The sequence below is a fragment of the Cytobacillus sp. FSL R7-0696 genome (assembly GCF_038006865.1).
GTDB lineage: Bacteria > Bacillota > Bacilli > Bacillales > Cytobacillaceae > Cytobacillus > Cytobacillus kochii.
This window is the reverse complement of record NZ_JBBOWA010000001.1, coordinates 1,722,747-1,742,905: the sequence shown is the minus strand read 5'-3', so window position 1 is coordinate 1,742,905 and position 20,159 is coordinate 1,722,747. Positions and strand designations below refer to the sequence as shown.

The following is a 20,159-nucleotide window of genomic DNA, read 5'->3' as shown; positions in this document are numbered from 1 at the left end:
AGCAAACGACTAAGCGGCTAGATGGATTCTTTTTGCTGATCTAAAAGATCCAGTATTCGCTCCAAATCGTCGTTAGAAAAGAATTCGATTTCTATTTTCCCTTTCTTTTTTCCTTTTTTAATATGAACGTTCGTGCCGAACCTTTCTCTAAGCGAAGATTCATGTGATTGAATAAACACATCTTTATTTTCCTTCTTCTTTGTTTCACGTGGAACTTTTTCGTTTAATTGCCCGATCCATTGTTCTAACTGCCTTACATTTAAAGAGTCTTTTAACACTTTTTCTACTACCGTATCCATAAGGGATTTTTTCTTTAACCCTAAAAGTGTCCTACCGTGACCCATCGTTAATTTTCCATCAGCAATCATCTCTTGTACTTTAGCTGGCAGTGAAAGCAAGCGAATATGATTGGCAATATGCGGTCGGCTTTTTCCTAACCTCTTAGCCAATTCCTCTTGTGTGATTTTTAGTTTTTCAATTAATAATTGATAAGCTGCGCCTTCTTCAATCGGCGTTAAATCTTCTCTTTGAAGGTTTTCTAATATAGCTAATTCCATCATTTGTTGTTCTGATAGATCGCGAATAATGACTGGCATCGTCTGCATATTTGCCTCTTTTGCTGCCCGATACCTTCTTTCACCAACAACAATTTCATAACCCTTAATACTTTTACGAACAATAATTGGTTGGAGGATTCCGTGTGTGAGAATCGATTGTTTTAGCTCTTCTATACTCTCTTTTGTGAAGATTTTTCGCGGTTGATACGGATTAGGACGTATTTCCTTAAGTTTGATTTCTTCAATTATTTCTTCACTTTCTTTGTCCACATTCGTAAAGAAGGCATTAAGCCCTTTACCTAACCCCTTAGCCATTTGTTAACACTTCCTTTGCTAAGTCTAAGTATACTTCTGCTCCGCGAGACTTTGGATCGTATGTGATAATTGGCTCACCATGACTTGGTGCTTCACTTAAGCGTACATTTCTAGGAATCACCGTGCGATACACTTTATCTTGAAAGTACTTTTTCACTTCTTCAATGACTTGAATACCTAAATTCGTTCTTGCATCCAACATTGTTAACAAAACGCCCTCAATACGCAGATCTTGATTTAAATGTTTTTGCACAAGTCTCACCGTATTTAACAGCTGACTTAATCCTTCAAGCGCATAATATTCACATTGTACAGGAATTAATACGGCGTCAGATGCTGTTAAAGAATTGAGCGTTAGTAATCCTAGTGATGGGGGACAATCGATAATAATATAATCATAGTTTTCCTTCACGTCTTCTAAAGCTCTTTTTAAACGAACTTCTCTTGATATTGTTGGTACAAGTTCAATTTCCGCTCCTGCTAGTTGAATCGTAGCAGGTATAATATGCAGTTTCTCTACAATTGTTGGTTTGATGGCTTTACTTGCTTCTAAATCGTCCACTAATACATCATAAATGCAATAATCCACTTCTGCCTTCTCAATACCAATACCGCTCGTTGCATTTCCTTGTGGGTCTATATCTACAAGCAACACCTTTTTGCCCATAGAAGCTAGACATGCACCTAAGTTCACTGCTGTTGTTGTTTTTCCTACGCCACCCTTTTGGTTAGCTAAAGCAATCGTTTTCCCCACTTGAACTCACCTGCTTTCTTCACATGTTTGTTTTTCTACGTATGTAATCTATTAAAAACCCCTATTAAAGACATCATTGTTTTAGTGCGCATTCCCTTTTTCGAACGCACGAATCTATTTTATCATGAACGTGAGGGGAAGAATAATTATTTTAAGAAAAATAAGAAAATCTTCCAGATGCTATTTTCAGGATAAAAAAAGAGCCATATCTCGCAAAAGGTGATTTGAGATTGGCTAGGTCATTTATTTTTTCTTTTTTGGAATTTTGATTGTTATTTGATAGAATTCATCAAATTCTTCTTCTTGTGAATCTAAGTTTATGCCACTATCAGAGACCATTGAGAGCGATTGGCGAATCGTGTTGACAGCAATACGCATATCTTTACTAAATGCTTTTCTTCTTGGTTTTGCCTTTGGTTGATCTTTTTCTAATAGCTTTACCACTCGGTCCTCTGTTTGCTTTACATTTAGCTGTTTTTCAACGACTTCAGCTAATAAGCTAACTTGCTTCTCGTGGCTTTTTAATGGAATAAGTGCCCTTGCATGTCGTTCTGTTATTTCTTTTCTTAAAAGGGATTCTTGTACTTCTTCTGGTAATTTCAACAACCTTAATTTATTGGCAACTGTTGATTGCCCTTTTCCTAGACGTTGTGCCAATGCTTCTTGTGTTAAGTTATGTAACTCTAGTAGCTTTCCATAAGCAACCGCTTCTTCAATAGGCGAAAGCTCTTCACGCTGCAAGTTTTCAATAAGCGCAATTGAGGCCGTTTCTGTATCACTCATATTCTTGACAATGGCTGGTACTTCTTCCCAACCCAATTTATTCATTGCACGCCAGCGACGCTCACCTGCAATAATTTCAAATTGATTGTCACCGTATTCTCTAACGACAATTGGCTGAATAATACCGTGAATATGAATTGTACGAGAAAGCTCTTCTATTTTCTCATCATCAAATATTGTCCGAGGCTGAAAACGGTTAGGAACGATTTGATCGATAGGGATCTTCTTTACCTCTTCCTTGCTTGCTAATGTCTCTGCCTCTTCCATTTCCATATCTGCTTGTTCGTCTAGCTTGTCTTCATTTGTTTTTTCCTTTTCGCCTAGGCCAAAAAGGCGTGAGAAAGAATGCTTCATCACCCTGCACCACCTTTACGAAACTCCCTATAACCTATTCTCTACAAAGTAGACAATTCCTGCGATTGTCTATCAATTTATAGTGATATAAAAAACCATATACGCTCAAACTCACGATTCAATCGGTGATTTATTAGGCGTTCCCGGCTTTCTTGGATATTTATTAGGGGTAGATTTTTCTTTCTTAATTACTAGAATGTTTCTTTCACTTTCTTCTTCCGGTAATGTGAAAGTGTGTGAATCTATCAGTTTACCACCAAAGGTTGTTATCGCTTTGTTTGCTTTATCTAGTTCTTGTTCAGCCCCTGCACCTTTCATAGCTAAAAAGGTACCACCGACTTTGACTAAGGGCAAGCATAATTCACTCAGTACTGACAATCTTGCTACCGCCCTAGCTGTGACAAGATCAAAGCTTTCGCGGTATTTTTTGTTTTTGCCAAACGTCTCCGCGCGATCATGTACAAATTCGACATGGTCTAATCCAAGTTCTTCAGCTAAATGATTTAAAAAACCAATCCGTTTGTTTAATGAATCAACGATGGTCACTTGTATTTGAGGAAAGGCAATTTTTAATGGGATACTTGGAAAACCAGCTCCAGCTCCAACGTCACATACCTTTAACGGCTGGTTGAAATCGTAATAAAAGGCAGCTGAGATGCTGTCATAAAAATGCTTTAAATATACTTCATCTTTTTCTGTAATGGCCGTTAAGTTCATTTTTTCATTCCATTCAACAAGCGTCGAATAGTACAATTCATACTGTTCCATTTGCTGCTTGGAGAGGGAAATTCCCTTCTCCTCAAGCAAATGAACAAATTGTTCTGTATTCATGCGTTCAATCCTCTCTTATTCATTAGCCACTTTCGCAATTCTTCCTTGTTCTAAATAAACGAGTAGAATAGAAATATCTGCTGGGTTTACACCAGAAATACGAGATGCTTGTGCTAAAGATAGAGGACGCACTGATTTCAATTTTTGACGTGCTTCAGACGCAAGCCCATTGATATCATCATAATCGATTTGATCTGGAATTTTTTTGTTTTCCATTTTTTTCAGTCTGTCTACTTGTTGTAGTGATTTTTCAATATAGCCCTCATACTTAATCTGTATTTCTACTTGTTCTTTTACATCATCATCTAACTCACTCGTTGCTTTAGCGAGTTGTTCAATATGAGCATAAGACATTTCTGGTCTTTTTAATAAATCACTTGCACGTATCCCATCTTTTAATTCACTTCCACCTAGGGATTGAATTAAACCTTGAACCTCAGCATTCGGTTTTAAAATAATCTTCTTTAAACGCATTTTTTCTTCTTCAATTTGCTGTTTTTTAGACAAGAATTTTTGATAACGTTCTTCACTAATCATGCCCACTTTATAACCTACTTCTGTTAAACGAAGATCCGCATTGTCATGGCGTAATAATAGACGGTACTCCGCTCTAGAAGTTAATAAACGATAAGGTTCGTTCGTCCCCTTTGTTACTAAATCATCAATAAGGACCCCGATATAGCCATCAGAGCGACTTAAGATTACTTGCTCTCTACCAAGTGAATGCAGCGCCGCATTCATCCCTGCCATTAGACCTTGACCGGCTGCTTCTTCATAACCGGATGTCCCATTTATCTGACCGGCAGTATAAAGGTTTTTCACTTTTTTCGTTTCCAATGTTGGCCATAATTGCGTCGGTACAATGGAATCATATTCAATTGCATAACCAGCTCTCATCATTTGCACATTTTCTAAACCTGGAATCGTCCGCAAAATGTCTTGTTGTACATCTTCAGGTAAACTAGTTGATAACCCCTGTACATAAACTTCTTGCGTGTTTCTTCCCTCTGGTTCAAGGAAGATTTGATGTCTTGGTTTGTCATTAAAACGAACTACCTTATCCTCAATTGACGGACAATAACGAGGACCTGTCCCTTTGATCATACCAGAATACATCGGAGAACGATGTAAGTTATTGTCGATGAGCGTATGCGTTTTTTCGTTCGTATATGTTAACCAACAAGGCAGTTGTTCAGTAATATATTTAGTCGTTTCATATGAGAATGCTCTCGGTACTTCATCACCTGGTTGTATTTCTGTTTTACTATAATCAATTGAGTGACTATTTACGCGCGGTGGCGTTCCCGTTTTAAAACGAACCATATCAAAACCTAAAGCTTCTAGGTGTTCGGATAACTTAATGGATGGTTGTTGATTATTCGGTCCGCTTGAATATTTTAGTTCTCCTAAGATAATTTCCCCACGGAGGAATGTACCGGTAGTAATAACAACAGATTTCGCATAATAAGTAGCGCCTGTTTGTGTAATAATACCTCTACATTCACCATCTTCAACAATTAAACTTTCTACCATACCTTGTAATAATGTTAAATTCTCTTGGTTTTCCAATGTTTTTTTCATTTCATGCTGATACGTAAATTTATCCGCTTGTGCTCTTAATGCTCTTACTGCGGGGCCTTTACCCGTATTAAGCATACGCATTTGGATATAGGTTTTATCAATATTTTTCCCCATTTCGCCGCCTAATGCGTCAATTTCCCGTACGACGATTCCTTTCGCCGGTCCACCAATTGAAGGGTTACATGGCATAAAGGCAACCATATCAAGATTGATTGTGACCATTAAAGTTTTTGCCCCGATTCGAGCTGAGGCAAGACCTGCTTCAACTCCTGCATGACCGGCACCGATAACAATAACGTCATATGAACCTGCTTCATAAGCCATTTCATTTTACCTCCCTTTTCTATTTTTATATTTATATCAACGGTTTTTTTCTTATTTTCCAAGACAGAACTGAGAGAATAACTGGTCAATTAAACTATCTTGTACACTATCTCCAATAATCTCCCCTAGAATTTCCCATGTTCTTGTCAAATCTATTTGTACGATGTCAATCGGTGTGCCCAGATCAACACCCTCTATTGCGTCATTAATTGAATTTATCGCTTGGTGTAAAAGAGCAATATGTCTTGAGTTAGAGACATATGTCATATCTTCTGCTTCAATGGAGCCAGTAAAGAATAATTCAGAAATCGCCTCTTCAAGCTCGTTAATTCCTTGTTCTTCTAATAAAGAGGTTGTCACGAGCTTCTGATTAGCTGCGAGCTGTCTCACTTTTTCCATATCAATCTTTTGTTCTAAATCGGTTTTATTCACGATGACAATAACATCCATGCCTTCGACCGCTTTAAACAAATTCATATCCTCATCCGTAAGCTCATCCGAATAGTTCACAACGAGTAAAATAAGATCCGCTTCTTTTAATACTTGTCGTGATCTCTCTACCCCTATACGTTCAACAATATCTTCTGTTTCCCGAATACCAGCCGTATCTACTAATTTTAATGGTACGCCTCTTACGTTCACATATTCTTCTATTACATCTCTTGTCGTACCTGGGATATCTGTCACAATCGCTTTATTTTCATGGACTAGACTATTTAATAACGAAGATTTACCAACATTTGGGCGTCCAACGATTACCGTTGATAAACCTTCACGTAAAATTTTCCCTTGTTGGGATGTACGTAGCAACTGCTCGATTTCCCTTTTAACGAAGCTGGCCTTCTCTAATAGTAACTGATGGGTCATTTCCTCGACATCATCATATTCAGGATAGTCAATATTCACTTCCACATGGGCAAGTACTTCTAGAATTTCCTGTCGTAACCTTTGAATTAAGTTTGACAATCTACCTTCCATTTGACCTAAGGCGACATTCATTGCCTTATCCGTTTTCGCTCGGATTAAATCCATCACTGCCTCCGCCTGCGATAAATCAATGCGCCCATTTAAAAAAGCACGCTTTGTAAATTCACCTGGTTCAGCTAAGCGAGCACCATTTGTCAACATCAATTGCAGGACGCGATTGACAGAAACGAGTCCACCGTGACAGTTAATCTCAATCACATCTTCTTTTGTAAACGTCTTTGGACCCTTCATGACCGAAACCATTACTTCTTCAGCAACTTGGTCAGTCTTCGGATCAATAATATGGCCATAATGAATTGTGTGAGATGGGACTTCTTTTAATCGTTTATCTCCCACACTTTTAAATAAATGATCCGCTATATCAAAAGCTTCAGGTCCGCTCAGCCGTACAATTGCAATTGCGCCTTCACCCATGGGAGTAGATATAGCAGCTATTGTATCAAGTTCCAAGCGGCTTCACCTCATTTCATTTTTATCTATAATTACTCATCCTTCAATCTATGAAAAAAATTATTTCCCAAAAAAACAGAATATCATATGCAAACAATTATTAAAAGCAGGATCATCCTCGTTAAGAATCCTCCAACTAAGGAAAATACCTGTTATCAACAGTATAGACAAATTTTTTTCATCTAAAAATTATCCACAGAAACCAAGTTGTATTATGCTCCATTTTAACTTATCCACATGTGAATAACAATCATACAATACTGAATTCATTATTTTCCTCTTTGACCAATTCTTTGTGAAAAAAGCTTCGAATGTTTTCTAAACTGTTTCGGAAGTTCCGAAAATGGTTCTGAAGAAATAGCGTGTTTATCCATAAAAAAAGAGCGTCCGCTTGGACACTCTCTATAGAAAAATTAATTTTTAACTGGTGAAATGACAATATGTCGATGAGGATCATTGCCATCCGAATACGTTTCTACTTTCTTATCATGAGACAAAGCAGAGTGGATCACTTTTCTCTCATAGGAAGGCATAGGCTCAAGCGAGACCTTTTTACCAGTTTTAATTGCCTGGCTTGCTAATCTTTCAGCAAGCTGCACCAACGTATCAATTCTTCTTTGGCGATAGTTTTCTGCATCTAATATAATATTAAAATATTGATCAGAATATCTGTTGACGACAAGCTGTGTAAGATACTGCAAAGAGTTTAATGTTTGACCTCGTTTACCTATTAATAAAGCAATTTTATTACCAGATAGAATAAATTCAACATTTTTACCGTCTCTAACAGTTTCAATTTCAACCGGCGCGCCCATTTTCTCACTGACCTCTAATAAAAATTTCTCCGCTTCTGCAATCGGATCCATTTTCATCGTTGCTTTTATCACTGCAGGACGGGATCCAAATATACCAAGGATCCCTTTCCTTCCTTCATCGAGAATCTCTATTTCTACACGATCCTCTGTTGTTTGTAATTGAGCTAAAGCCGAATGTACTGCTTCATTGACGGTTTGTCCTGTAGCAGTTATTTCTTTCACTTTTTCGCTCCTCCCGCAGGTTGTGTTTCTTTAGATTTTTTTAAATCTGGACCTTTAATGAAATAAGTTTGGACAATCATAAATAAGTTACCAACTACCCAGTATAAAGAAAGAGCCGCTGGGAAATTAATCGCAAAAATAACGATCATGATTGGCATTAACCATAACATCATTTTCATTTGCGTTGCCATCATTTCATTCGCACTAAAGTCTTGTCCAGCCATCATCATCTTCTGTTGAATGAACGTTGTAATACCTGCTACAACTGGCAAGATATAATATGGATCGGCATCGCCAAGATCAAACCATAAGAAGTTATGATTAGCAATTTCCCGCGTTCTTGAAATCGCATGATAGAATCCAATAAGAATCGGCATTTGTACTAACAATGGTAAACAGCCCGCCAATGGGTTTACACCATGTTTTTGCATTAATTCCATGGTTTCTTGTTGAAGCTTTTGTTGTGTCTTTTGATCTTTCGAACTATATTTTTCACGTAGCTTTTGCATCTCAGGCTGTACTGCCTGCATTGCTTTAGAACTCTTTGTTTGTTTAATCATCAATGGTAGAATTACTAGACGAATCAGAATTGTTACGACAATAATCGACAAACCATAGCTTCCGCCCATAAGGCCTGCAATTTTAATAATTAGCCATGATAGCGGATAAACGATGTATGAGTTCCAAAAGCCTTCACTCTCGGAAGTAATTGGCTCATTAAATTCCGTACACCCTGCTAAAAGTACGGTGACTAGAATTAGACCAACCAATAAAGGTATTCGCTTTTTCAACCGTTATTTCCTCCTTAATGCCTTGATAATATTGTTACAGTTTTTCTATCATCTCTTCATTTTCACTGAGAATCGAATAAACTGATTTTACTCATGGTATGTATTTTATCATCTTTTCCTCATATGTCATATGAATAAAAGATGTCTTTCCCAAATTTCATAAAAAAAAGCTCTTTTTATGACATTATGACTTATTATTTCCATGTTTATGTGTTTTAACAACCCGAGAAAGCTTCAAAACATGCATTAAGCTTTTCTTAATTTCAAAAAAGCTCATTTCAGCAGTTGGCTTTCGTGCAATAATAATAAAGTCATAATTTGGTTTTAACTCTTGATCCAGCTCATGGAAGGCTTGTCTAATATAACGTTTGATTTGGTTCCTTTTGACAGCGTTACCAAGCTTCTTACTAACAGATAATCCTATTCTAAAATGAGTCTGGTCATTTCTTTGTAAAGAATAAACAACAAATTGCCGGTTAGCAAATGACTTACCTTGTTTAAAGGCTTCTTGAAATTCTTTATTCTTCTTTACTCTAAATTCTTTCTTCATGTCATTTACACCTTCTTTTTCATACACGGTTCGTAACAGCTCATGTATAAATAAGTCTTATATTCTCTATTTGGGCAATCGATCAATCATGCGTTTACTCACTATTTTTACACTATTACGTGAAAAAAGACCACTGATTTTCAGTGGCCTAAGCAGATAATACTTTTCTTCCTTTACGACGGCGGCGTGCTAGAACGTTACGTCCGTTCGAGCTGCTCATACGGCTGCGGAATCCATGAACTTTACTTCTTTTACGTTTATTTGGTTGATAAGTTCTTTTCATTATATGACACCTCCCTGAGGAATAGCTGTTAAAGACAGTCTTATTAATTATATAGATGCTACCTAAAGATTGTCAACTATCCATCGGATGATTAACCCTTACGCGCAACTTTTTTCAAAAAACATCACTGTACTGTACTGAATTTTACTTTGTTTCGTCTCTAATGTCACCCTCATTTCAATAGTATTTTTTGGTTATTGGGGAAATCCCTTGATTACGAGCCTGTATAGCAATGATTGTAGGGATATTTTACTGATAACTTTTTTTAAGAGCTGATTTTAAATTATCTGTTTTGAGATTTAAACTGTTTCACAAGTTTTTTGGACTTAGACTTTAGACCTCTCCTCATTCTCACGTTTTTGGGTCAGACTTCACTTCTCGTTCCATGTCTGATTATGAGCATTTGCGATTTTTCCCATTCGAACAGGTTATACAAACTACCTTCATGATCATTCGATAGGTCACATGGTCGCAATCCATTTTTGTTGTACTCATGATTCTTTTTCCACATCCACTAGAATTTAGTTCCATATTGTTTGTCGTCCATTAATTAAAATGTTCCATTTTTATAAGAAGACTGACGTACATCCATTTATCCACGTATTTATCATTCAGCGTATAATTTTACTTGTGGATACTTTTTTCGACAAATTTATTTTATCCACACTACATATAGACAAGTTTTTCACAAAAACACTACCTGTGGACAATTGTTATAAACAGGTTGTTTCACTTGTGGATAAGCATTGAAAAAACGTTGCATGCTCTTGTTATTTCTGTTATCATATTTGTGTTTTCACACTTAATAACTGAACGGTATATATTTTATTATCCACAGATTGTGGATATCATGTGGACAGGTTATTCAGCCCCTTTGAAAAGGTTGTCCACAGGTGGTGGATATTGTCGAAATGTCGCCTTTTTTCCTTATTATATATTTTTCCACATCTTATTTTATTCATTTTTTCTATATAAACATTTTTGTGGGCATTTTCAGCCGTTATTTTCAAAGAAAAGGAGGGATCATCATTGGAAAATATATCTGACCTATGGCAGCAGGCTTTAGCAAAAATAGAAAAGAAAATTAGTAAACCAAGCTTTGAAACCTGGATGAAATCAACTAAAGCACATAATCTTCAAGGAGACACATTAGTGATCAAAGCACCTAATGAATTTGCTCGAGATTGGCTAGAAGAGCGCTATTCTCCTTTAATTTCCGAAACAATAAAAGAAGTTACTGGTGAACGACTCGAAGTTAAATTCATTATTCCGCAAAACCAGAACGAAGAAGAGCTTGAAGCCATCAGCCCGGCAAAAAAGAAGCCAGTTGAAGAGGAATCCCAAGACATTACCTTCAATATGCTAAATACGAAAAATACTTTTGATACATTTGTTATTGGTTCTGGGAATCGATTTGCCCATGCTGCTTCACTCGCAGTAGCAGAAGCACCTGCTAAGGCCTATAATCCACTGTTTATTTATGGTGGTGTTGGTTTAGGGAAAACACATTTAATGCATGCAATTGGTCACTATGTATTGGATCATAATCCAAATGCGAAAGTTGTCTATTTGTCTTCTGAGAAATTTACCAATGAATTTATTAACTCTATTAGAGATAATAAAACCATTGATTTCCGCAATAAATATAGAAAAGTAGACGTGCTATTAATAGATGATATTCAATTCCTTGCCGGAAAAGAATCAACCCAAGAGGAATTTTTCCATACGTTTAACACATTACATGAAGAATCAAAGCAGATTGTCATCTCGAGTGACCGACCTCCGAAAGAGATTCCGACACTTGAGGATCGCCTGCGTTCTCGTTTCGAATGGGGTCTGATTACAGATATTACCCCACCAGATTTAGAAACAAGAATTGCGATTTTACGTAAAAAAGCAAAAGCTGAAGGTTTAGACATTCCTAATGAAGTCATGTTATATATTGCCAATCAAATTGATTCTAATATTCGTGAATTAGAAGGAGCACTTATTCGTGTTGTTGCCTACTCATCACTCATAAATAAAGATATTAATGCAGATTTAGCTGCAGAAGCATTAAAAGATATTATTCCGAGTTCAAAACCTAAAGTTATTACTATTCATGAGATTCAAAAGGTTGTCGGAGGCTATTATAACGTTAAATTAGAAGATTTCAGTGCGAAGAAACGGACAAAGTCTATTGCTTTTCCTAGGCAAATTGCTATGTACCTATCTAGAGAATTAACCGATTTCTCCCTACCGAAAATTGGTGAGGAATTCGGGGGACGAGATCACACAACAGTGATTCATGCCCACGAAAAAATCTCTAAATTACTTCATGCAGACACACAATTTCAACAGCAATTAAAAGAAATTAATGAATTACTTAAAGTATAATTGTGAATAACTACCGAATGATTATGCACAGTCTGTCCACATGTGGATAGGCTGTGTTTCCATTCATTTTTCTAGTTATCCACATGTTAACAAGCCCTACTAATACTTCTATTATTTTAAAATAAAAAATATATGTATATACATTGGAGGTTAATCATGCGATTTACGATTCAGAGAGATCGGTTAGTTCAAAGCGTTCAAGATGTGATGAAGGCCGTTACTAGTAGAACAACAATTCCCATTTTAACTGGAATTAAAATTGTTGCATCTGACGAAGGTGTAGCTTTAACAGGTAGTGACTCTGATATTTCTATTGAGTCATTTATTCCTAAAACTGAAGAAGATGAAGTCATAGTTAACATTGAACAACCAGGTTCAATTGTATTGCAAGCAAAATTCTTTAGTGAAATCGTAAAGAAATTACCAACAGACCAAGTAGAAATTCATGTAGAAAATCATTTACAAACAGTTATTACTTCAGGTAAATCTCAATTCAATCTAAACGGTATTGATGCGGATGAATATCCTCATTTACCACAAATTGAAGAGGATAATGTTTTTTCTATTCCGACTGACCTTCTAAAAGCAATGGTTAGGCAGACAGTTTTCGCAGTGTCCACCTCAGAAACACGCCCAATCTTGACAGGTGTAAACTGGCAGATTGAAGGAAGTGCTTTAACCTGTATTGCAACAGATAGCCACCGCTTAGCATTGAGAAAAGCAACGATCGAAACAGCATCAGAAGCATCTTATAATGTGGTTATTCCTGGGAAAAGCTTGAGTGAACTAAGCAAAATTCTCGACGATCATAACGATACAATTCAAATTGTTATTACAGAGAACCAAGTTTTATTTAAAGCGAAAAATTTATTATTCTTCTCTAGATTACTAGAAGGAAATTACCCAGATACATCACGATTGATTCCAAATGAAAGTAAGACGGATGTCGTTGTTACTACGAAAGCATTTTTACAAGCCATTGATCGTGCTTCTTTACTTGCACGAGAAGGTAAAAATAATGTCGTTAAACTTTCTACTGTTGATGATCAAGTCATTGAGATCTCTTCTAATTCTCCAGAAATCGGTAAAGTTATTGAGGAGCTTCCGAGCATTTCGAAAGAAGGAGAAGACCTTAAAATTTCGTTTAGTGCGAAATTTATGATGGATGCTTTAAAAACATTAGAGGGTACAGAAATAAAAATTAGCTTTACGGGTGCAATGAGACCATTTATTATCACACCACTTAATGATGATTCAATCTTGCAATTGATTTTGCCAGTTAGAACATACTAAAGCTTTAGGTAAATAGAAATCCGAACAATCATTCAAAGAAGAGTGTGTGTTCGGATTTTTTTATTTAGACTCATCTCATTCTTCTTTGAACCTGCTTCCAGAATTTTCGCAATAAATGACTTCGATACTTAATAAAAGATTTACTTTGTGTATCACACAATAATTTAGTAAAATAAACTATTAGATACTAAAAAATAGAGAAGTACGATGTCAAATAACTAGAAAGAGTGCAATGATGAACAAAATACAAATTGAAACGGAATATATTACTTTAGGGCAATTTCTCAAAGTAGCTGATTTAATTCAGTCAGGGGGAATGGCAAAATGGTTTTTAGGTGAATATGTTGTATTTGTTAATGGGGAACAAGATCAGCGTCGTGGGAGAAAGCTAAGAGCAGGCGATGTAATCGAAATACCTGATCATGGCACATTTACAATTTCGAACAATTAAGGATGTAACCGCCTATGTATATAGAGCAATTACAAATAAAGGATTATCGCAATTACAATGAACTGTCGGTACAGTTTGATAATAAGGTCAATGTCATTTTAGGTGAGAATGCACAAGGTAAGACAAACGTGATGGAATCTATTTATGTTTTAGCCATGGCTAAGTCTCATCGCACCTCAAATGATAAAGATCTTATTCGTTGGGATCAGGAGTATGCTAAGATAGAAGGTAGAGTAGTAAATAAGCATGGTTCTCTACCCATGCAGCTTGTGATATCTAAAAAGGGTAAAAAAGCAAAGTGTAACCATATTGAACAACAAAAGCTTAGCCAATATGTCGGTAATATGAATGTTGTGATGTTCGCGCCTGAAGATCTCCATTTAGTAAAAGGGAGCCCTCAAGTAAGGCGTCGTTTTATTGATATGGAAATTGGACAAGTATCCGCCGTTTATCTTCATGACATTAATCAGTTTCAGAAAATACTCCAACAACGAAATCATTATTTAAAGTTGCTACAGTCACGTAAACAGACTGATCAGGCTATGCTTGATATTTTAACTGAACAATTTATTGAGATGGCTGTTAAAATAATCGCCAAGAGATTCGAGTTCATCTATTTGCTAGAAAAGTGGGCAATGCCGATCCATGAAGGTATTTCTAGGGGACTTGAAACGTTAAAAATTCAGTATAAGCCTTCTGTTGATGTATCAGAAGAACAAGATTTGTCGAAAATGAAGAATATATACCTAGAAAAGTATGAAAAAACAAAAACAAGAGAAATTGAAAGAGGCGTTACATTGTTCGGCCCTCATAGAGATGATTTGTTATTTCAAGTGAATGGACGAGATGTGCAAACCTTTGGTTCTCAAGGTCAACAAAGAACCACAGCATTATCAGTGAAACTTGCTGAGATCGAACTGATTCACGCTGAAATTGGAGAATACCCTATTCTTTTATTAGATGATGTACTATCGGAATTGGATGATTACCGGCAATCGCATTTGCTTAATACGATACAGGGAAAAGTACAAACATTTGTAACGACCACTAGTGTCGATGGAATAGATCATCAGACTTTAAAAGAAGCAGCTGCGTATGAAGTGAAGGCGGGCAGCCTTAAAAAAATTCAATGAGGTGAGGCCTTGTATATTCATATTGGCGAGGATGTATTAATACGTGCAAAAGATTTGGTAGCCATTATTGATAAAGAAAGTGTCGGCTCTTCTATAAATGCAGAAGAGTTTTTGCAGCGTGATGACGCTTCTTCTACCAATTTGGCTAAAGGTGTGTACAAATCAGTTGTGATTACAACCGATCATATATATTACTCTCCTCTTGCTTCGTCTACTTTAAAAAAGAGGACGAGGAAATTGATTGTTTAATGTCGATGATGAGCTAATAGAGTGAAAAAGAATGATATGCAAAATGGAAAGTGTAGGTGATCGATGTGTCAATGGATCAGGAAGCAATGGGGCAACAATCCTATGATGAGAACCAGATACAAGTATTAGAAGGTCTTGAAGCAGTTAGAAAACGTCCAGGTATGTATATCGGATCAACGAGTGGAAAAGGATTACATCATTTGGTATGGGAAATTGTCGATAATAGTATTGACGAGGCACTTGCTGGATATTGTGATGAAATTAATATAAGTATTCTCGAGGATAATAGTATTAAGGTCGTTGATAATGGACGTGGGATTCCTGTTGGGATACAAGAAAAAATGGGAAGACCTGCTGTAGAAGTCATTATGACTGTTTTACATGCCGGAGGAAAATTTGGTGGCGGAGGCTACAAAGTTTCTGGTGGTCTTCATGGTGTTGGTGCATCTGTTGTTAATGCTCTTTCTACTCAGTTAGAAGTCTATGTTCATCGTGACGGGCAAATCTACTATCAGAAATATCAACGTGGTGTACCGAGCGCAGACTTAAAAGTAATCGGTGAATCAGAAGTAACTGGCACAACCACAATTTTTAAGCCAGATGGTGAGATTTTCACAGAAACATTAGAATATGATTTTGATACATTAGCAACGAGGGTCCGCGAATTAGCTTTTTTAAATAAAGGATTAAAGCTTACTCTTTCAGATGAACGTGAAGAGAATAAGACCAAAGAATTCCACTATGAAGGTGGTATTAGGTCTTATGTAGAGCATTTAAATAAAAATAAAGAAGTACTTCATGAAGAGCCCATTTATATTGAAGGCGAAAAAGATGGTATTTCTGTTGAAATATCAATGCAGTACAACGATAGCTATACAAGTAATATCTATTCTTTCGCCAATAATATTCATACGTATGAAGGTGGAACACATGAATCTGGATTTAAAACAGCGCTGACGAGGGTGATTAATGATTATGCTCGTAAGAATGGCGTGTTTAAAGATAATGATGCCAACCTTACAGGTGAAGACGTCAGAGAAGGTTTAACAGCGATTGTTTCAATTAAACATCCTGACCCTCAGTTTGAAGGACAAACGAAGACGAAATTAGGCAATTCAGAAGCAAGAGCAGCAACAGATACGGCTTTTTCGGAAGCCTTTGAAAAATTCTTATTGGAAAATCCATCTGTTGCAAGAAAAATCGTCGATAAAGGTATGATGGCTTCAAGAGCTCGAGCAGCAGCTAAAAAGGCGAGAGAACTAACAAGAAGAAAGAGTGCTTTAGAAGTTTCTAGTCTTCCAGGTAAGCTTGCTGATTGTTCTTCAAAAGATGCGTCTATTTCGGAACTATATATCGTTGAGGGTGATTCAGCGGGTGGTTCAGCTAAGCAAGGACGAGACAGGCATTTCCAAGCAATTCTACCACTTCGAGGAAAAATCCTAAACGTAGAAAAAGCACGGTTAGATCGAATATTATCTAATAATGAAGTACGAGCAATGATTACTGCGTCTGGAACAGGAATCGGTGAAGATTTTGATATTACGAAAGCAAGATATCATAAAATCGTTATTATGACAGATGCCGATGTAGATGGGGCGCATATTCGAACACTATTACTAACATTCTTTTATCGTTATATGAGACAAATCTTAGATGCGGGCTATATATATATTGCGCAGCCACCTTTGTATAAAGTTCAACAAGGGAAGAAAATCTCATATGCTTATAACGATCGCCAATTAGACGAGATTATGAAAGAGCTTCCGGCTACGCCAAAACCAAATGTCCAACGTTACAAAGGTTTAGGTGAGATGAACCCAGATCAATTATGGGAAACGACAATGAATCCGGAAACGCGTACGCTCTTACAAGTAAGCTTAGAAGATGCGATTGAAGCAGATGAAACGTTTGAAATCCTTATGGGAGATAAAGTAGAACCACGCCGTAACTTTATCGAAGAAAATGCGCAGTATGTGAAGAATTTAGATATTTAATGAAAGTCAGGATAGAGTTGGTTCTATCCTGCTTTTACATAGATATTGTCAATAAAATGTAGCCTAAGCAATAAGCTTTGTGCGATAGGGAGGTACCTATAGATGGCTGATACGCCTAAGTCCCAAATTAAAGAAATTAATATAAGTGAGGAAATGAGAACGTCATTCTTGGATTATGCAATGAGTGTTATCGTTTCCCGAGCCCTACCTGATGTACGTGACGGGCTAAAGCCTGTGCACAGAAGAATACTTTATGCAATGCATGATCTTGGCATGCACTCAGATAAACCGTTTAAAAAGTCTGCCCGTATTGTTGGAGATGTTATCGGGAAATACCACCCACATGGTGATTCAGCAGTATATGAAACAATGGTAAGAATGGCACAAGACTTTAACTATAGATATATGCTTGTTGATGGACACGGTAACTTTGGATCAATTGATGGCGACTCTGCTGCTGCCATGCGTTATACAGAGGCCCGTATGTCAAAAATATCAATGGAATTGTTAAGAGATATTAATAAAGATACCATCGATTATCAAGACAACTATGATGGAGAGGAAAAGGAACCGGTCGTGCTTCCTGCCCGGTTCCCTAATCTACTTGTAAATGGTACATCAGGTATTGCTGTAGGAATGGCTACCAATATCCCTCCTCATCAATTAGGCGAAGTCATTGATGGTGTTCTTACATTAAGTAGAAATCCGGAAATTACGATTCCAGAGTTAATGGAAATCATTCCTGGACCAGACTTTCCGACTGCAGGACTTATTTTAGGCCGTAGTGGAATTCGGAAAGCTTATGAAACAGGAAGAGGCTCTATTACACTTAGAGCAAAGGTTGAAATCGAACAGAAATCAAATGGGAAAGAAGTTATCATTGTTAATGAAATCCCATACCAAGTGAATAAAGCAAGATTGATTGAAAAAATTGCTGACCTTGTACGTGATAAGAAGATTGATGGTATTACAGATTTACGTGACGAATCTGACAGAGATGGTTTACGAATAGTTATTGAAGTCCGTAAAGATGCCAACGCAAATGTGCTTTTAAATAATTTATATAAACATACGGCACTACAGACAAGCTTCGGTATTAATTTACTTGCTTTAGTGGATGGACAACCTAAAGTATTGAATTTAAAACAGTGCTTAGAATATTATTTAGCCCATCAAGTTGTTGTTATAAGAAGAAGAACAGAATTCGAATTGCGGAAAGCGGAAGCAAGAGCGCATATTTTAGAAGGTTTACGAATTGCCTTAGATCATTTAGATGAAGTCATTAAATTAATCAGAGCGTCAAGAACTACAGATATTGCCAAAGAAGGTTTAATGACACAATTTGATCTTTCGGAGAAGCAAGCGCAAGCGATTTTGGATATGCGTTTACAGCGTTTAACTGGTTTAGAGCGTGAGAAAATCGAAGAAGAATATGCTAGTCTTATTCAATTAATTGCAGATTTAAAAGCAATTTTAGCAAGTGATGAAAAAGTATTAGACATTATTCGCGAAGAACTTACAGAACTAAAAGACCGTTTTAATGATGAACGCCGTACAGAAATTGTTTCCGGTGGTCTTGAGCATCTAGAAGATGAAGATTTGATTCCTCAAGAGAACATTGTTATTACCCTTACACATAAAGGCTATATTAAGCGATTACCGGTATCTACTTATCGTGCCCAAAAACGAGGTGGAAAAGGGATACAAGGAATGGGAACAAATGAAGATGATTTTGTTGAACACCTATTGACTACCTCAACGCATGATCATCTCCTTTTCTTTACGAATAAAGGAAAAGTGTATCAAGCTAAAGGGTATGAAATTCCTGAATTTAGTAGAACAGCGAAGGGGATTCCTATCATTAACTTGTTAGGTATTGAAAAGGATGAATGGATTAATGCTGTTATTCCAATAGAGGATTTTGTGGATGATTGGTTCTTGTTCTTCACAACAAAACGAGGCATTTCTAAACGTTCACCGTTATCTTCATTTGCTCATATCCGTACAAACGGTTTGATCGCTTTAGGTTTAAAAGAAGAAGATGAATTAATCTCTGTACGTCTTACAAATGGAGATAAAGAAATTATCATCGGTACAAAAAATGGTCTCCTTATTCGTTTCCCTGAAGATGCGGTCCGTTCTATGGGACGTACAGCTACTGGTGTAAAAGGAATCACTCTGAGTGAAGAAGATGAAGTGGTTGGAATGGAAGTTCTAGAAGAAGGGGACAACATTCTAGTAGTTACGAAAAAAGGTTATGGTAAACAAACACCAGCTGATGATTATCGTATTCAGGGTCGTGGTGGTAAAGGAATTAAAACGGCCAATATTACTGAAAAAACTGGGGATCTCGTTACGATGAAAGCTGTACGTGGTGAGGAAGACATCATGTTGATTACCACTGGCGGTGTCATTATCCGTATGGGAGTAGAAGATATTTCAACTATGGGAAGAAACACGCAAGGTGTAAGACTTATTCGAATCGATGAAAGTGTGAATGAATTCGTCTCTACTGTAGCAAAAGTTGAAAAGGAAGAAGAAAAAGATGGAGAAGAGCGAGCAAAGCCACTTGAAACTGCAGAGGAATTGCCTGAAGCATCTATCGACAGTGAAGATGAAAGAGAATAAACAAATTGTTTAAATCAAATGAGTGCCGACACAATTCAAATTTCAAAATTGAATTGTGTTCGGCTTTTTTATTAGGATGAGATCATTTTAATGACTACCTTTAGCAAACTACTACAGACTATACTAATAGGGTTTTATAGATTCTTTTAGGAGTATCAATGGAGGTATTTCTTGGTGTTAACTATGAATGAAATGGTCAATAAATTATTTTATAAAAATAATTGTTGAATAATGCTTGCAAATAGTGGTTACTGCTGATATACTTATTCAAGTCAGCAAGAGGACGACATGAAAGATTGATTGACATCAAAAAAAGATGTTGACTCAGATGACACGATATGTTATATTAATAAAGTCGCTTCTGAAGCGAACGAGATTGTTCTTTGAAAACTGAACGAACGTAAAACGTCAAGCGTAATTCTAAAAAAGCTGATTTAT

At 36.6% G+C, this 20,159-nt stretch carries 17 protein-coding genes; 7 read left to right on the top strand and 10 right to left on the bottom strand.

What is annotated here, in order from left to right:
- Positions 1-17: 17 nt before the first annotated feature.
- From MKX29_RS09180 to rpmH, 10 genes are all read right to left on the bottom strand, one after another.
- Entirely contained in the window at positions 18-872 is an 855-nt protein-coding gene (locus tag MKX29_RS09180) for a ParB/RepB/Spo0J family partition protein (RefSeq protein WP_095371338.1), read from the bottom strand.
- Entirely contained in the window at positions 865-1,626 is a 762-nt protein-coding gene (locus MKX29_RS09175) for a ParA family protein (RefSeq protein WP_095371337.1), read from the bottom strand. The genes MKX29_RS09180 and MKX29_RS09175 overlap by 8 nt, the downstream gene beginning before the upstream one ends.
- A gap of 243 nt (positions 1,627-1,869) precedes the next feature.
- Positions 1,870-2,763 carry a nucleoid occlusion protein gene (noc, locus tag MKX29_RS09170; protein WP_224937007.1) on the bottom strand — a complete coding sequence of 298 codons (894 nt, stop codon included), beginning with the start codon at positions 2,761-2,763 and terminating at the stop codon, positions 1,870-1,872.
- Positions 2,764-2,874: 111 nt separating this feature from the next.
- Positions 2,875-3,594: a 16S rRNA (guanine(527)-N(7))-methyltransferase RsmG gene (gene rsmG, locus MKX29_RS09165; RefSeq protein WP_224937008.1), complete on the bottom strand. Its 720-nt coding sequence runs from the start codon at positions 3,592-3,594 to the stop codon at positions 2,875-2,877.
- A 15-nt stretch (positions 3,595-3,609) separates the two neighbouring features.
- Positions 3,610-5,499, bottom strand: coding sequence for a tRNA uridine-5-carboxymethylaminomethyl(34) synthesis enzyme MnmG (mnmG, locus tag MKX29_RS09160; protein ID WP_224937009.1), 1,890 nt, complete (start codon positions 5,497-5,499; stop codon positions 3,610-3,612).
- 51 nt (positions 5,500-5,550) lie between these two features.
- Positions 5,551-6,936, bottom strand: coding sequence for a tRNA uridine-5-carboxymethylaminomethyl(34) synthesis GTPase MnmE (gene mnmE, locus MKX29_RS09155; protein WP_224937010.1), 1,386 nt, complete (start codon positions 6,934-6,936; stop codon positions 5,551-5,553).
- Between the two features lie 413 nt (positions 6,937-7,349).
- A complete protein-coding gene (gene jag, locus MKX29_RS09150; protein ID WP_095371332.1) occupies positions 7,350-7,973 on the bottom strand; it encodes an RNA-binding cell elongation regulator Jag/EloR in 624 nt (207 codons plus the stop codon).
- Positions 7,970-8,764 (bottom strand): YidC family membrane integrase SpoIIIJ, encoded by a 795-nt coding sequence (spoIIIJ, locus tag MKX29_RS09145; RefSeq protein ID WP_095371331.1) that lies wholly within the window; start codon positions 8,762-8,764, stop codon positions 7,970-7,972. The genes jag and spoIIIJ overlap by 4 nt, the downstream gene beginning before the upstream one ends.
- Positions 8,765-8,948: 184 nt before the next feature.
- Positions 8,949-9,314: a ribonuclease P protein component gene (rnpA, locus tag MKX29_RS09140; RefSeq protein WP_224937012.1), complete on the bottom strand. Its 366-nt coding sequence runs from the start codon at positions 9,312-9,314 to the stop codon at positions 8,949-8,951.
- A 148-nt stretch (positions 9,315-9,462) separates the two neighbouring features.
- Positions 9,463-9,597 (bottom strand): 50S ribosomal protein L34, encoded by a 135-nt coding sequence (gene rpmH / locus MKX29_RS09135; protein ID WP_016201470.1) that lies wholly within the window; start codon positions 9,595-9,597, stop codon positions 9,463-9,465.
- Between the two features lie 1,029 nt (positions 9,598-10,626).
- Here rpmH and dnaA point away from each other — a divergent pair.
- The 7 genes from dnaA (at position 10,627) to gyrA (ending at position 19,721) form a co-directional block, all read left to right on the top strand.
- Positions 10,627-11,973: a chromosomal replication initiator protein DnaA gene (gene dnaA / locus MKX29_RS09130; RefSeq protein WP_095371329.1), complete on the top strand. Its 1,347-nt coding sequence runs from the start codon at positions 10,627-10,629 to the stop codon at positions 11,971-11,973.
- A 156-nt stretch (positions 11,974-12,129) separates the two neighbouring features.
- Entirely contained in the window at positions 12,130-13,266 is a 1,137-nt protein-coding gene (gene dnaN, locus MKX29_RS09125) for a DNA polymerase III subunit beta (RefSeq protein WP_095371328.1), read from the top strand.
- 232 nt (positions 13,267-13,498) lie between these two features.
- Positions 13,499-13,717 (top strand): S4 domain-containing protein YaaA, encoded by a 219-nt coding sequence (yaaA, locus tag MKX29_RS09120; RefSeq protein WP_095371327.1) that lies wholly within the window; start codon positions 13,499-13,501, stop codon positions 13,715-13,717.
- A 14-nt stretch (positions 13,718-13,731) separates the two neighbouring features.
- On the top strand, positions 13,732-14,850 hold the full coding sequence (gene recF / locus MKX29_RS09115) for a DNA replication/repair protein RecF (RefSeq protein ID WP_095371326.1): 1,119 nt from the start codon (positions 13,732-13,734) through the stop codon (positions 14,848-14,850).
- A 9-nt stretch (positions 14,851-14,859) separates the two neighbouring features.
- Positions 14,860-15,099 (top strand): extracellular matrix regulator RemB, encoded by a 240-nt coding sequence (gene remB, locus MKX29_RS09110; RefSeq protein WP_224939338.1) that lies wholly within the window; start codon positions 14,860-14,862, stop codon positions 15,097-15,099.
- Between the two features lie 71 nt (positions 15,100-15,170).
- Complete coding sequence (gyrB, locus tag MKX29_RS09105; RefSeq protein ID WP_281203007.1) at positions 15,171-17,093, top strand: DNA topoisomerase (ATP-hydrolyzing) subunit B; 1,923 nt, start codon at positions 15,171-15,173, stop codon at positions 17,091-17,093.
- Between the two features lie 102 nt (positions 17,094-17,195).
- A complete protein-coding gene (gene gyrA / locus MKX29_RS09100; protein WP_224939337.1) occupies positions 17,196-19,721 on the top strand; it encodes a DNA gyrase subunit A in 2,526 nt (841 codons plus the stop codon).
- The last annotated feature ends 438 nt before the right edge of the window (positions 19,722-20,159 follow it).

Excerpts from the sequence above, each read along its gene's own strand:
- mnmG (WP_224937009.1), bottom strand. The coding sequence starts at position 5,499 with ATGGCTTATGAAGCAGGTTCATATGACGTTATTGTTATCGGTGCCGGT.
- yaaA (WP_095371327.1), top strand. The coding sequence starts at position 13,499 with ATGATGAACAAAATACAAATTGAAACGGAATATATTACTTTAGGGCAA.
- rsmG (WP_224937008.1), bottom strand. The coding sequence starts at position 3,594 with ATGAATACAGAACAATTTGTTCATTTGCTTGAGGAGAAGGGAATTTCC.
- noc (WP_224937007.1), bottom strand. The coding sequence starts at position 2,763 with ATGAAGCATTCTTTCTCACGCCTTTTTGGCCTAGGCGAAAAGGAAAAA.
- MKX29_RS09180 (WP_095371338.1), bottom strand. The coding sequence starts at position 872 with ATGGCTAAGGGGTTAGGTAAAGGGCTTAATGCCTTCTTTACGAATGTG.
- dnaN (WP_095371328.1), top strand. The coding sequence starts at position 12,130 with ATGCGATTTACGATTCAGAGAGATCGGTTAGTTCAAAGCGTTCAAGAT.
- rnpA (WP_224937012.1), bottom strand. The coding sequence starts at position 9,314 with ATGAAGAAAGAATTTAGAGTAAAGAAGAATAAAGAATTTCAAGAAGCC.
- rpmH (WP_016201470.1), bottom strand. The coding sequence starts at position 9,597 with ATGAAAAGAACTTATCAACCAAATAAACGTAAAAGAAGTAAAGTTCAT.
- gyrB (WP_281203007.1), top strand. The coding sequence starts at position 15,171 with ATGGATCAGGAAGCAATGGGGCAACAATCCTATGATGAGAACCAGATA.
- recF (WP_095371326.1), top strand. The coding sequence starts at position 13,732 with ATGTATATAGAGCAATTACAAATAAAGGATTATCGCAATTACAATGAA.
- gyrA (WP_224939337.1), top strand. The coding sequence starts at position 17,196 with ATGGCTGATACGCCTAAGTCCCAAATTAAAGAAATTAATATAAGTGAG.